Raw genomic sequence first — 12,383 nt, forward strand, 5'->3', positions numbered from 1 at the left:
TTCACATATGCGGAAATGGAGGTGGGCTGCCGCGAGGGCAGAGCGGAAGAAGGGGTGTGCGTCACAGTGCTCCGTACGGAGCCGCATGGCCGGAGACCCGGTAAAGGCGGCAGGCAGGGGTCAGTCGGACGACAGGAAGATGCCGAGGATGAGCCGCTTGCCCTTTATCGCGGGACTACAAGAGCAGGAAGTGCGGCTAAAAGGGCACCCGGAACTGGTCGCGCCTGGCCGGCGGCAGAAAGGCCGGACTGAGGTGCGCTCGAATCGGCGGCGACCAGTTCGAAAGGGTCGGTCTAGATCCGCAGGATTGCCGGATCTCTCCGTGTGGCAGAGGTCGAACCGGCCTCTGTCGACCAATCGACGGCGAGGGTGCGGACGTGCGTGAGCCGCGAGAAGTCGAGGGGCTTCGCACAAGGAGCGGGCAGGTCAGCGCCCTGCTGGGGCTGGCCGGACACACAGCTCTCTGCCGCGTGTTCCGCCTCGCCGCCGCCGTGGTGGGCGGGTGCAACTTCGTGGTCGGCGTGCGGGCTCGACGCCATCGCCGTCGTGGTGGTGCCGCCGGGGGAGCCATGGGCTGCGGCGCTCTCGGCGCTCACGCCGTGCGTATACAGCAGCCCTAGAAGGAGCGCGGCCAGCCAGAACACCTGTAGCGGGCCCGCCACGTGAGAGCGGGCCCGGAACAGGCGCGAAGTCCGGAGGGCCGTAACCATGCCGTGATCGTAGCCTCATCACAGGCGTATTGCGCAATCAACTCGATTGAACACTGTGTGAATTGGCCAATATGAGGGATTCGGAGACGCGGGCGTGCAGGGCCGAAGGGCTGGCGCCAGGGGAAGCGCATGGCTCCAGTGGCATTTTGAGTGGAATCTGCCGGGGCTATTTGTTCAACGGGTATGTGGTGACGTCAGATGCGGACGCCCCACATGAAGGGCATGCCACTTCGTGCGATCGACTCGTAGCGAACCTGGGCGCCAGGCTTGGGCGCGTGAAGTATCTGGCCGTTGCCGGCGTAGAACCCGACGTGGCTCAGGTCGCCGCGCATGATGATGAGATCGCCGGGCTTGAGGTCGCCCAGGGAGTTGATCCGGGTTCCGGCGTTGGCCTGTGCCTGGGAGGTACGGGGTATGGAGACGCCGGTCTGCTTGAACGCCCAGGACGTCAGGCCGGAGCAGTCGAAGGAGCCCGGCCCCGTCGCGCCCCATACGTAGGGCATGCCAACGCGGCTCTTGGCGGCGGCAAAGGCTGCGGCGGCCCGCTGAGACGCACTGGCCTCGTTGCCCAGATCCGTGCGGGGGGTGGCGCGGTTCGCGCGTTCCTCCTCTGCGGCGATCTTCGCTTTCTCAGCGGCGGAGAGCGTGTTGAGGAGCTTCTGGGCTGCGGCCAGCTTGCCCTGGATTTGCTTCTTCTTGCTTCCCAAGCCGCCGCGGATGTCCTGCAGGTCCTCCAGCATCTTGGAAGCCTGTGTGCGCTGTTGGGCCAGCTCTCGTTGCTGCGATTGGAATTGCCGGAGAACGGTCATCTCGCGGTCGCTGACCCGGTCCGTGAGGGCTGCCTGTTCCAGAAAGGCGTCCGGATCTGAGGAGAGGAGCAACTGCACAGAGGGGTCCATACCGCCGTTGCGGTACTGGGCCGCGGCGATCGCACCCACGCGATTGCGCAGCTCGTTGAGGCCTACCTGCTTGCGGGCCGCGGTGTCCTGCAGAGCGGCGACCTTCTTCTGCAGCGCGTCGGCCTTCTCCTTCGCGCCGTTGTACTTCTCGGTCGATTGGGTGGCCTGCTCATAGAGGCGATCGACCTGGGCCTTTACGCCCTTCTGCGTCGGGTCGGGGACGGGGTCGGCTGAAGCGGGTTGAGCCGACAGTGCGACGGCGGCTACGGCGGTGGCCGTGAGCACGGTGGCGTAGGTCTGTCGGGGTGGCTTGGGACGGCGGTGGGACGCCACGATGGGGCCAGCTCCTTCATTCTCGGCCGCCTTCCCAGAGCCGTGTTGGCATTTCTGGCGTAGTTCAGGCGTTGCGGACACGGACGGCTCCCTCCGAGGCGCCGGGGCCTGGCTGGCTCTGGCGTGAGGAGAACCGCGTGAATACTAAGCAGTTTAACGTTCGATTCCAAGTGATGCCGCTCACCCACGAAGAGACACATCGCTCCGGTGCGGACCGGCGGTGACGGCATGAAGAGCGCGGGTATCACTGCTCCGAGAGGTGATTTCGTCCATGAGCAATCCTCCGGAGTCCCTCGGCGGCTCACATCGACGCAAGATCCGGTTCAGGCTCCGCGCAGGCAGCCGCAGGCAGCCGCAGGCAGCCGCAGGCAGCCGCGGACAGATGTGCGCCTCGGCGCGCGGGGCCGTGCTCATGGGCGCAGGGCCGCGCCGGGCCAACTGCGATCCCGGCGCGGCCCGTCCGGCCGTTCAGTGCCCGCTGCTCGACTCGACGGCGAGGCGCTTGCTGAAAGTCTTTCCGCCGTCCTTCGACTCGTAGACGCCGTCTTGGGTGGCTGCCAGAAGCCGCTGGGCGTCGACGGCGGTGAATGCCTGGGGCCCGCCGCCCGGGACGGTGGATGTCTTGACCCAGTTGGTCCCGCCGTCCGAGCTGCGGTGCAGCCCGCCCGCCGTGTCGATGCCGTACAGCGCGTCCTTCGCCGCCCAGGACACGAAGGCCATGACCGGCTGCTTGCCGGTGGCGAAAGTCTTGCCGCCGTCGGTGCTCCTGGCGATACCCTCGGCGGTGGTGGCCAGGACTACGTCCGGGGCGTCGGGACTGACCGCGATGTCCAGGGCCTGCAGCTTGGCACGGTCGTCCCAGCTGGCACCGTCCTTGCTGACGCGCAGCATGCCGTTGGTGCTGTCGTAGCCGTAGATGGTGTCGTGCGCGTACTCCAGGGCGTGGAAGTCGACCTCGCCCGCGAGGGATTTGGTCTTCCAGGTCTTGCCGGCGTCGGTGCTCTCGATCAGCCCGCGGTTGCCGGGTCCGTCGCTTCCGGGCGCGGGGTGGCCGCTGGCCAGGAAGGTCTTCGCCTTGGCCACGGTGAAGCCCATGAAGTCGTCCTTGCTATCACCGACCAGCTGCGGCTTCTCGTGCTTGTCCGGAGTGAACACCCCCTCGTGGGTGGCGACGTAGAGCTTCTTCTCTACGGGGTCGATGCCGAGCCCGTGGATGTGGCTGATGGCCGTCGGGCCGGACCCGCCCTCCGCGCTGTCGCCGTTGCCGGAGCAGGCGGCGAGGGTGAGAGCGAGAGCCGCCGAAGCGGCGAGGGCAAAGTACTGCTTCTTCATGCGGTCCTCATCGGGTGCGTGCATACCCGGAGTGACGCGTCCGTGACGGTCGTCGCGCCAGGTGGGAGGGTGCGGGCCCGGTGCGGGCCTTCCCGTGGGAAGGCCCGCACCGGGGTGCGCGGGGCGGCGGTCAGAGCCGGTCGAGGATCTTGTTGAGCTGCCCGACTTCGGCGGTCTGCGTCTTGACGATCTCGCCGGCGAGCTTCTTGGCCGTCGCGTTGCTGCCGTTCTTCTGCTCGCCCTCGGCCATGGTGATCGCGCCGGTGTGGTGCTCGATCATCATCTGCGCGAACTTCTTGTCGAAGTCCGTGCCCTTGGAGGCCGTGAGGTCCTTCATGTCCTTCTCGGACATCATCCCGTCCATGCCACCCGAGCCGTGGTCCATGCCCGGCATGCTTTCGTCGGCGGCCCCTGGCTTGTCCCAGGCCTTGAGCCAGGACTGCATGGTCTTGATCTCCGGGTCCTGGGCCTTCTCGATCGCCCCGGCCAGGGTCTTGACCTCCGCGTCGGAGGCACGGCCGTCGGCCAGCTGGGCCATCTCCACGGCCTGCTGGTGGTGCGGGATCATCCCCTGGGCGAATATGACGTCCGCGTCGTTGAACGCGCCCGGCGCGGGATTTGCCCCGGCCTCCTGCGAGGCTGTGGGGGAGGCGCTCTTGCTCCCTTGGTCCATGCCGTTCATGTCGTCGTCGCTTCCGCAGGCGGAGAGCAGAAGGGCCCCCGCGGCGACGATGCCCACGGCCGCAAGGCGGCGGTGCGGCGGTCGGCGGAGGGCGCGCTTGATGGAGCTCATGGTCGATACACCTCATGTGTCGGTTCTGCGGATCTGTTGGCGTACGCGGCTTCGCGGGCAGCGCACAGTGCGCGCCCGGCGAGGACGGTCCGGCCTATATCCGCAGGATCGACAGCTGGGTGAGATCGGGTTTGCGCGGCGGAGGATTGGGCCGCAGCATGACGACGGCCTCGGCGAGAACGCTCACCAGCCACCCTGGCCGCCGTAGAAGCGCAGCCCGCAACAGGGCGGCGAGTGCCCAGGCAGTGAGCACTGCCACGCACAGCGAGGCCATGTCCATGTTCATGACCGGCCCGGTCGCGGACGACGAGCTGACCGCTGTCATGTCGGGGGCGGCAGTCGGAGCCGCGAGATCTTCCATGGGGGCGTGCGGCTGGGGCGCCGCGCTCATAGCGGAGGCGTGCGCCGCCGTGCTCGTGCCGGATCCTTCGTCGGGGTGGCCGGTCGTATGCATGATGAACACGCCGAGCGCGAGCACGACGACCAGCAGGAGGTGCCCCAGGGCACCACCCGCTCGTACACGCCTGCTCGTGCTCACAGCTGACCTCCACCGTCGACAGTACCCAAGAGGAGCGGAGCCCGCCCCCGGGACCTCGCAACGATACTTCTACTAAGCTGCTTGGCATTATCCGATACGGCAGAGAGGGGGCGCATGCGCATCTGGACGCCACGTCAGTGGACAGTGGCAGTGGCCGTGGCTCTCGTCGCTGGCGTCGCGATCGGCGTACCAACCGGAGTCGCCCCCAGTCCGTACTACAGCCGGATGACGCCGGTGCTGTGGTGGAACTATCCGGTGTGGGCGGCCTCGGCGTTGCTGATGGGCCTCCTTGCCGCGACGTATGCGGGGGGAGCGACCCCTGATGCTTCCGGCCCCCGGGGCAGACGGGCATTGTTCGCGGGTCTGCTCTCCGCCTTCGCGGTGGGCTGTCCGATCTGCAACAAACTGGTGGTGCTGGCGCTCGGTGTCAGCGGAGCCCTGTCGTACTGGGCGCCGGCCCAGCCGCTCCTCGCCGTCGCCTCGCTGGCGCTTCTGGCGCACGCGCTCGTACGGCGGCTGCGTACCGCCGCCGCATGCCCCGCGCCGAGCAGCCCTGATCCGGGTGGAACCGAAGACTACGATGAAGGGTCACTGGTACCGGAGGCTTTGCATTCCGGGAGCGAAAGGAGCGGTCGTGCGTCAGCTGGGTGAGCTCGAGGCGGAGATCATGCACCGCCTGTGGGCCTGGGGGCGGCCGGCGACGGCGCGCGACGTGCTGACCGACCTCAACAAGAAGCGCCCCATTGCCTACAGCACGGTCAAGACCGTGGCCGACATCCTGTACGGCAAGGGCATGCTCCGGCGCGAGAAGGAGGGCAGGGCTTGGATTTACGAGCCCACCTGCACGCGTCAGCAGTACACGGCGGCGCTCATGCAGGAGGCCCTCGGGAGCAATCCGGACCCGGCCGGAGCCCTGGTCAGTTTTGTCGAGCAGATGTCGCCGGACGAGGCCGACTCCCTGCGCGCGGCCCTGCGGACGGCGAAGAGGCGGAGCGACGCGTGATCACAGCGGTGGTGCTGGCCGGATACGCCATCCTGGTGGGCGCCGCGGCGCCGTACGCGTTGTCGCGGGCGCGGTGGGCCCACCGCGCCCCGATCGTCGGGGTCCTTGCCTGGCTGGGGCTGATGGTGACGTTCGTCGTGTCCACTGCGCTGGCGCTCTACCACCTGGTCCTGACCGAGGAGCATGTGCACGACGGCATCGTCGGCCTGCTCAGCGTATGCGGCCTGGCCACGGGCGACCCGGCGGGCGGCTCAACGCCCACTCTCGGTGACGCTGCGGGTCTCCTGGCCCCGGCGGCGATCGTGCTGCTCCCCGTGGGCTGGCTGGTGCGCACGGCCTGGCGGACCCGTCGGGCCCGGCGGCGCCACCTGGACTTGCTCACCCTGGTCGGAACTCCGGCTCCGGAGTACGGCGCCACTGTGGTGGAGCACGGTGTACCAGCCGTCTACTGCCTTCCGGGTCGCTCCTGCCGCATTGTGGTGACCCGAGGCGCGCTGGACGTCCTGTCCGATGAGCAACTGCGCGCCGTGTTGGAACACGAGCGTTCCCACATCGCGGGTCGTCACGATGTGCTCCATGTGGTGACAGAGGCGTTCGCTCGCGCCTTCCCCGGCCTGCCGCTCGCCCGGCAGGCCAAGGAGCAGATCACCCTGCTGCTGGAGATGGTCGCGGACGACCGGGCGCTGCGTTTCCATCCCCGTGAGGTGCTGGCGACGGCCATGTGCGAGGTCGCGGACGCCCGTGCCCCGCAGGCGGCGATGGGTGCGGGCGGCCCCGGGTCTCTCATCCGGTTGCACAGGGTCCTCACTCCGCACGACAGGCCCCACCGCGCGACGTGGCTCGGCGTTGTGACGGCCTCGGTCGCGGCGCCGCTGCTGCCACTGCTCGTCGCCTGCGGGCCGACGGTCTGAATCCTTCGCGCCCGGTGGCAGGACGGGAACACGCCTCACCGGGAGGCCTCCCACCTTCCTGGGTGACGGGATCGTGATCATCCGCGCGTGCCGCGCACCGCCCGGCACGGGCGCAGGGGTGTCGTCCACCCGTGGAGCGCAGTCGGTGTTCCACCGCTGACTACTGTCCATGAACCCGGAGTTGGCTACACGGGGAATTCGAGCCGGCCGCTGTCACCGTGCCTGGTTGCATTCATCCCACTCCAGCGCCGACCGCTTCCCGTCTGGTCCCTACCTGCGCCGCAGGCCAGAACGTCCTGACCTTCCCCGAACCCCCCGGACGAACATTGAGAAAGCGCGTTGGGCCGCAACGCGAGTCACTGAGCCTTGATGCGTGAGCGATGCGTGAGCGGCCGTGCCGGCACGACGCGCTCAGATCTGGACCGGACTTCAAGAAAGGTCTCCGACCATGACTTCCCGGACGGGCCGCCCTCTTATGCGCCGTCGGGCTGATCGAGGCTGTCATCCTCTTCTCGGTTGAGCGTCTCCGCCGCGACCGTCTCTGAGATTGCAGTTTTGCCAGGATCCTCTATCTGGCGAAACTGCCCAGTATTCAGCGGTGTATCCGCTATGGTCGGCTTCCTTCATCGCGTTCCTTGGGGGGAACCATGCCGTACAACCAGCCGTCACAGCAGCCGCCTTGGGGGCAGCCGCCGTCCTCCGGGGGGCCCGGACCGTACACGCCTCCGGCTCCGCAGCCGGAGCGGCCGAAGTGGGCACGTAAGCGGATATTGATCCCGGCCGCGTTCATGGTGTTCTTCATCGGCATCGTCGCCGGGCCCGGCAGTGAGACGAAGGCCGACGCCGCAGCCGGCGAGAAGGCGGCGCCTGCTGCGACCGTGACCGCGACGGTCACCGCCTCTGCGGAGCCGGCCGCCACGGAGACGGTGACGGTGACGGCCAAGCCGGAGCCTGTCCCGACCGTGACGAAGACGAAGACGAAGACCGTGCGTGTCACGGTTGCCCCGGCTGCGGGCAGCAGCGACGACGGGGAAGAGTCGGGCGGTTCGGCCTCCTACGCGAACTGCACCGAGGTGCGCGCCGCCGGCGCCGCTCCGATTCGCACGGGGGAGCCGGGTTACGGCAGGCATCTGGACCGTGACGGTGACGGCGTCGCCTGCGAATAGCACTGCTGCCCCCGGTGGGGCGCGAAGTCCGGGCGCTGTTGGTGCGTGCAGTCGCATCGCGGGACGTGAAGCCGCCGGACGTGAGGCCGCGCCTCATCCCCCCACTTCCCGGAAGGCCTCCCCGAGTGCTTCCAGGCTGTGGCCCAGGTCCGTGCAGTTCACCGAGGCGTAGCTGACCACCAGGGCCGGAGGGCGGGTCGTGTCCGCCAAGGTGTAGAAACGGCCGCCGCGGACCAGGACCGAGCGGGTGCGGGCCGCGCGGACCAGGGCCTGTTCGTCCATGTGGGGCGGGAGTTGGAGGTAGGCCTGGAGGCCGCTGTCGCGGCCCAGGAGCTGGGTGCCAGGGAGGTGGGCGGCGGACTGGCGGCGGATAATTCCTCGGCGTTTGTGGAATTCCGTGCGCATCTTGCGCTGGTGGCGGTCGAGGGCGCCGGTGTCTATGAAGCGGGCCAGGGAGAGCTGTTCGATGCCCGAGCAGCCGATGTCCCAGCCCGCCCGCACGTGCTCGATCGACGCCATCAGCTCCGAGGGCGCGGCCAGCCAGCCCAGGCGCAGGGCGGGGGCGAGGATCTTGCTCGCGCTGCCGGCGTAGACCACCCGGTCGGGGGCCAGGCTCTGGAGGGCGGGTACGCGGTCGGAGCGGTGCAGGAAGGCGCTGTCGAAGTCGTCCTCCAGGACGTAGCCGTCCAACGTGCGGGCCCAGGCGATGAGGCGCTCGCGGCGGGCCGGGCTGAGGCGGGCGCCGGTCGGGAAGTGGTTGCCCGGGGTCATGAGTACGGCGCGTACGCCGCTGCGTTCCAGGACGTCCACGCGCAGCCCGTCCTGGTCGACGGGTATGCCCACCGGGTGCAGGCCCGAGCTGGTGATGAATTCGCGTTCGCCCGGGTGGCCCGGGTCCTCCACGGCCAGGGAACGGTGGCCCCGGTCGATGAGGACCTTGCACATCAGCGCCAGGCCCTGGGCGAAGCCGGCGGTGAGCATGAGGTCCTCGGGCCGGGTCCGTACGCCGCGGACCCGACCGAGGTAGCCGGTCAGTACGTGCCGGGCCAGGGGCACGCCGGAGGGCGGGGCGTAGCTGAGCTCCTGGCGGCCCGCGTCGTTGACCACGGCCGTGACGCAGCGGATCCAGTCCTGGCGGGGGAAGGCCGCGATGTCCGAAGTGCCGGTACGCAGGTCCCACATCGCCTCGGTGGCCTCGCGGTCGCGGTCCGGCGACACGAGGGTGGGGACCGCCTGGGAGGTGGGTGGCTCCGAGACCGTGGTGCCCGAGCCGTGTTTCGTGAGGAGGTATCCCTCGGCGGCGAGCTGTTCGTACGCCTCGACGACGACGCTGCGGGACACTCCCAGGTCATGCGCCAGTTGGCGGGTGGAGGGGATGCGGGTGCCCGGCCGCAGGGAGCCGTTCTCGACCAATCGGCGCAGCGAGTTGCGTACTTGTACAGCCAGCGGGAGCCTTGATTCGCGGTCCACGGTGAGGGCGAGCTGCCACGACAAGTGGTCTTCTCTCTGACTGTCGAAGTGGTATGGCCAGGCATTCTGACATCTGATGAAGTCGTTTCGCACACACATTTGCCGTCCCGGGGGGAACTGGGGCGGTCGGGGGGTGGCACGGGGGGAAGGGACCGGTGAATGCCGGTCATGCGTGACATGCGATGTCGAGCCCATGGCTCGCCGCGGACGTGTTCGACCAATCCTCCGAGCCCCAATGGTCTGTTGGACCAGAAAGGCTCTTGCTGTGTCTTTGTTGTCGGAATTGACCATGCCCGGATCCGGCGTGCCGGGTCCGGATCGGCCGGTCGGGGAAGCCGCGTCCGCGGGGAGCGTACGGGTCCGGGTGGTCTCCACCGAGCTGCCGCCCACCGATCCGCTCCAGCTGTACGAAGCCCTGGTCCGTACGCGGGAGCAGGACGATGTCTACCTGTTCGAGAGCCTGGACGGGCCCGATCAGGACCGGCACTACGCCGCGGTCGGATACGGGCGGCTGGCCGAGCTGCGCGTCTTCGCCGACCGGGTCGAGCTGGTGGCTGCCGGGGAGCTGGGGGTGTCGCTGACCGCTGCGCTCTCGGCGGCGGTCGGCGCCGCGCGCAGTGAGCGGGGCGACGTACGGCAGTGGGCGGCCCGCGATTCCGGGGGCGTGTGGCGCATGCTGCGCGCGATGCAGGCCGCCTTCGTGTTGGACACCGAAGTGCCCACCTCCACCTTCGCCTTCGGGTTCCTGACCACGCTGTCGTACGAGGCGGCCTGGATCATGGAGGAGCTCCCCGACCAGCAGGTGGAGTCGGAGCAGCCGCGCTGCACGCTCACCCTGTTCCGGGACACGGTCTGGTACGACGTACGTGAGGGCGGCGTGCGCCATCTCTCGGCGCATGGCAGCCAGTTGCCCCGGGAGAGCGGGCAGCCCCTGTGGGAGATCCTGGACGAGATGAAGGGCCGGGCCGGGGCGGACGCGACTGCGATCGTGCCCGAGGCGCCCGCGCCGCTGTCCGTGCGGGACAACGTGGACCAGGAGACGTTCGTCGCCCGCGCCGAGCGGTGCCTGGGCCATATCGGAGTGGGTGACAGCTACCAGATCCAGATCGGTCACCGTATCGACGTCGAGACGGAGTTGACCCCGCTCCAGGTCTACCAGCGGCTGCGCCACCGCAACCCGTCGCCCTATATGTATCTGGTTCCGTGGGCCGGCCGGACGGTGATCGGCGCCAGCCCCGAGCTGTTCGTACGGATCCAGGACGGCAACATCTCGATGCGGCCCATCGCGGGCACCGCGCCGCGCGCCGTCGATCCGGCCGACGACGCACGCCTGGTGGCCGGGCTGCGGGAGAGCGCCAAGGAGCAGGCCGAGCATGTGATGCTCGTCGACCTGTGCCGCAACGACATCGGGCGGGTGTGCGTACCGGGCACCCTGAGCGTCGACTCGATGATGGAGGTCGAACCCTTCGCGTACGTCCACCACCTGGTCTCAACCGTGTCGGGCCGGGTCAGGGACGGCACGGACGTCTGGGCGTCGATCTGCGCGACCTTCCCCGCCGGGACCATGACCGGGGCGCCAAAGCTGCGCGCGATGGAGATCATCAGCGAGATCGAGGACAGCCCCCGGGGCATCTACGCCGGGGCCCTGGGCCTGATCGACGTGCGCGGGTTCACGGTGCTCGCCCTGTGCATCCGTACCGCCGTGCACGACGGGCAGCGGTACAGCACGCAGGCGTCGGCAGGGGTGGTCGCCGACTCGGTGCCCGCCGACGAATGGCGCGAGACGCTGGCCAAAATGAGCGCCACGTACTGGGCGCTGACCGGTGAGGAGCTGTTGAAGTGAAGGTCCTGCTCGTCGACGCGTACGACAGTTTCAGCCACATCATCGACCAGTACCTGCTCACGCTGGGCGCCGAGACCGAGGTGGTGCGCTCGCGCACCCGCACGGTGGAGCAGCTGGTGGACTCCGCGCCCGACGCCGTGGTCCTGGGCCCCGGCCCCGGGCACCCCGCCGACTCGGGACACGTCGAGCTGGTGCACGCCTTCGCCGGGCGGGTGCCGCTGCTCGGTGTCTGCCTCGGGCATCAGGCCATCGGCCTCGCGTACGGGGCGCAGGTCGGCGTCGCCAAGCATCTGATGCACGGCAAGACGAGCCCGGTCGAGCACGACGGGCAGGGGGTCTTCGTGGGCGCCGCGTCCCCGCTGACCGTGACCCGCTACCACTCGCTGATCGTCACCGGGCCGCCGCCGGAGCTCGCGGTGACGGCGACCTCGCTCGACGACGGCTATGTGATGGGGCTGCGGCACCGGACGCTCGACGTCGAGGGGGTGCAGTTCCATCCGGAGAGCGTGACGACCGACGACGGAATGCGGCTCTTCGGGAACTTCCTGACGGGGGTCCGCGACGCGCGCCCCACGGTTGGAGCAGCGGCGCCGGCTCACTGAACGGGCCGCCGGGGGCGGGGACGGGGACGCAGGTCAGGTATGGATTCGGGGGAATCAAATGCGGGAAAATGAACGGCCGTTGGCTGTGGTGACCGGGGCCGCGGGAGGCATCGGCCGAGCCGTCACGGCCGAGCTCGCCCAGGCCGGGCACCGCGTGCTGGCCGTCGACGTCAAGGACGACGCCGACCCGGCCGCGCACGCCGTGCTCACCGCCGACCTCGGGGTACCGGCTGCCGCCGATGAGCTGTTCCAGCTGATCGAGGAGCGGTACGGGCTGCCTTCGGTCCTGGTCAACAACGCCGGGATCTACGAGGCCAGGGATTTCCTGGACTACGACGCGGAGAGCTACCACCGGGTCTTCGGCATCAACGCCGGTGCCGCCTTCTTCTGTACGCAGACGCTGGCCCGTCGCCTCATCGCCGCCGGGCGGCCCGGCAGTGTCGTCAACGTCGCCTCCATCAGCGGCCGGAGCGGCAGCCCCGACACGGCGTACGGGGCGTCCAAGGGCGCCGTGATCGCGTTGACCCGAAGCCTTGGGCGGTCGCTCGCGCCGCACCGGATCCGGGTCAACGCCGTCGCACCCGGCCTGATCGACACCCCGATGGCCGCACGCATCCCCGCCGACCGGGTGGCCGACTACCGCGACCGGATCCCGCAGGCGCGGTTCGGCGAGGCCGCCGAGGTGGCCTCCGCCGTGTGCTACCTCGCGGGCCCCGGCGCGAGCTATGTCACCGCGAGCGTGCTCGACGTCAACGGCGGCCTGCACTGACGCAGCCGTCCCGG

Annotated in this window: 13 protein-coding genes; 7 read left to right on the plus strand and 6 right to left on the minus strand. The window is 69.2% G+C overall.

Annotated features, from left to right (window positions below; translation table 11 throughout):
* Positions 1-293: 293 nt before the first annotated feature.
* The 5 genes from ACLLJJ_RS21700 to ACLLJJ_RS21720 form a co-directional block, all read right to left on the minus strand.
* Positions 294-710, minus strand: a complete 417-nt coding sequence (locus ACLLJJ_RS21700) for a DUF6153 family protein (protein WP_434594106.1) — start codon at positions 708-710, stop codon at positions 294-296.
* 194 nt (positions 711-904) lie between these two features.
* Complete coding sequence (locus tag ACLLJJ_RS21705; RefSeq protein ID WP_434600480.1) at positions 905-1,942, minus strand: NlpC/P60 family protein; 1,038 nt, start codon at positions 1,940-1,942, stop codon at positions 905-907.
* A 468-nt stretch (positions 1,943-2,410) separates the two neighbouring features.
* Entirely contained in the window at positions 2,411-3,274 is an 864-nt protein-coding gene (locus ACLLJJ_RS21710; RefSeq protein ID WP_434594108.1) for a F510_1955 family glycosylhydrolase, read from the minus strand.
* 130 nt (positions 3,275-3,404) lie between these two features.
* Positions 3,405-4,067: a DUF305 domain-containing protein gene (locus ACLLJJ_RS21715; RefSeq protein ID WP_434594111.1), complete on the minus strand. Its 663-nt coding sequence runs from the start codon at positions 4,065-4,067 to the stop codon at positions 3,405-3,407.
* Between the two features lie 94 nt (positions 4,068-4,161).
* The gene (locus ACLLJJ_RS21720; RefSeq protein ID WP_434594114.1) at positions 4,162-4,605 is read right to left on the minus strand and encodes a DUF6153 family protein; all 444 of its coding nucleotides are present in this window, start codon (positions 4,603-4,605) and stop codon (positions 4,162-4,164) included.
* A gap of 156 nt (positions 4,606-4,761) precedes the next feature.
* Here ACLLJJ_RS21720 and ACLLJJ_RS21725 point away from each other — a divergent pair, with 156 nt between their 5' ends.
* The 4 genes from ACLLJJ_RS21725 to ACLLJJ_RS21740 all read left to right on the plus strand — a co-directional run bounded on the left by ACLLJJ_RS21725 (position 4,762) and on the right by ACLLJJ_RS21740 (position 7,685).
* Positions 4,762-5,256, plus strand: a complete 495-nt coding sequence (locus ACLLJJ_RS21725) for a hypothetical protein (RefSeq protein WP_434594117.1) — start codon at positions 4,762-4,764, stop codon at positions 5,254-5,256.
* Positions 5,240-5,608, plus strand: coding sequence for a BlaI/MecI/CopY family transcriptional regulator (locus ACLLJJ_RS21730; protein WP_434594120.1), 369 nt, complete (start codon positions 5,240-5,242; stop codon positions 5,606-5,608). The genes ACLLJJ_RS21725 and ACLLJJ_RS21730 overlap by 17 nt, the downstream gene beginning before the upstream one ends.
* A complete protein-coding gene (locus ACLLJJ_RS21735) occupies positions 5,605-6,519 on the plus strand; it encodes a M56 family metallopeptidase (protein ID WP_434594123.1) in 915 nt (304 codons plus the stop codon). The genes ACLLJJ_RS21730 and ACLLJJ_RS21735 overlap by 4 nt, the downstream gene beginning before the upstream one ends.
* 788 nt (positions 6,520-7,307) lie before the next feature.
* Positions 7,308-7,685: an excalibur calcium-binding domain-containing protein gene (locus tag ACLLJJ_RS21740; protein WP_434594126.1), complete on the plus strand. Its 378-nt coding sequence runs from the start codon at positions 7,308-7,310 to the stop codon at positions 7,683-7,685.
* A 93-nt stretch (positions 7,686-7,778) separates the two neighbouring features.
* On the opposite strand, the gene ACLLJJ_RS21745 is transcribed toward ACLLJJ_RS21740, so the two are convergent.
* The gene (locus tag ACLLJJ_RS21745) at positions 7,779-9,179 is read right to left on the minus strand and encodes a PLP-dependent aminotransferase family protein (RefSeq protein ID WP_434594128.1); all 1,401 of its coding nucleotides are present in this window, start codon (positions 9,177-9,179) and stop codon (positions 7,779-7,781) included.
* A gap of 265 nt (positions 9,180-9,444) precedes the next feature.
* Between ACLLJJ_RS21745 and ACLLJJ_RS21750 the strand changes: the two genes are divergently transcribed.
* The 3 genes from ACLLJJ_RS21750 to ACLLJJ_RS21760 all read left to right on the plus strand — a co-directional run bounded on the left by ACLLJJ_RS21750 (position 9,445) and on the right by ACLLJJ_RS21760 (position 12,369).
* Positions 9,445-10,998 carry an anthranilate synthase component I family protein gene (locus ACLLJJ_RS21750; RefSeq protein WP_434594131.1) on the plus strand — a complete coding sequence of 518 codons (1,554 nt, stop codon included), beginning with the start codon at positions 9,445-9,447 and terminating at the stop codon, positions 10,996-10,998.
* The gene (locus tag ACLLJJ_RS21755; protein WP_434594134.1) at positions 10,995-11,600 is read left to right on the plus strand and encodes an anthranilate synthase component II; all 606 of its coding nucleotides are present in this window, start codon (positions 10,995-10,997) and stop codon (positions 11,598-11,600) included. The genes ACLLJJ_RS21750 and ACLLJJ_RS21755 overlap by 4 nt, the downstream gene beginning before the upstream one ends.
* An 85-nt stretch (positions 11,601-11,685) precedes the next feature.
* The gene (locus ACLLJJ_RS21760; RefSeq protein ID WP_434600481.1) at positions 11,686-12,369 is read left to right on the plus strand and encodes an SDR family NAD(P)-dependent oxidoreductase; all 684 of its coding nucleotides are present in this window, start codon (positions 11,686-11,688) and stop codon (positions 12,367-12,369) included.
* Positions 12,370-12,383 lie beyond the last annotated feature (14 nt).

It is taken from the genome of Streptomyces sp. A5-4, assembly GCF_051131715.1.
Taxonomy (GTDB): Bacteria; Actinomycetota; Actinomycetes; order Streptomycetales; family Streptomycetaceae; genus Streptomyces.

Excerpts from the sequence above, each read along its gene's own strand:
- ACLLJJ_RS21700 (WP_434594106.1), bottom strand. The coding sequence starts at position 710 with ATGGTTACGGCCCTCCGGACTTCGCGCCTGTTCCGGGCCCGCTCTCAC.
- ACLLJJ_RS21710 (WP_434594108.1), bottom strand. The coding sequence starts at position 3,274 with ATGAAGAAGCAGTACTTTGCCCTCGCCGCTTCGGCGGCTCTCGCTCTC.
- ACLLJJ_RS21715 (WP_434594111.1), bottom strand. The coding sequence starts at position 4,067 with ATGAGCTCCATCAAGCGCGCCCTCCGCCGACCGCCGCACCGCCGCCTT.
- ACLLJJ_RS21740 (WP_434594126.1), top strand. The coding sequence starts at position 7,308 with ATGGTGTTCTTCATCGGCATCGTCGCCGGGCCCGGCAGTGAGACGAAG.
- ACLLJJ_RS21750 (WP_434594131.1), top strand. The coding sequence starts at position 9,445 with ATGCCCGGATCCGGCGTGCCGGGTCCGGATCGGCCGGTCGGGGAAGCC.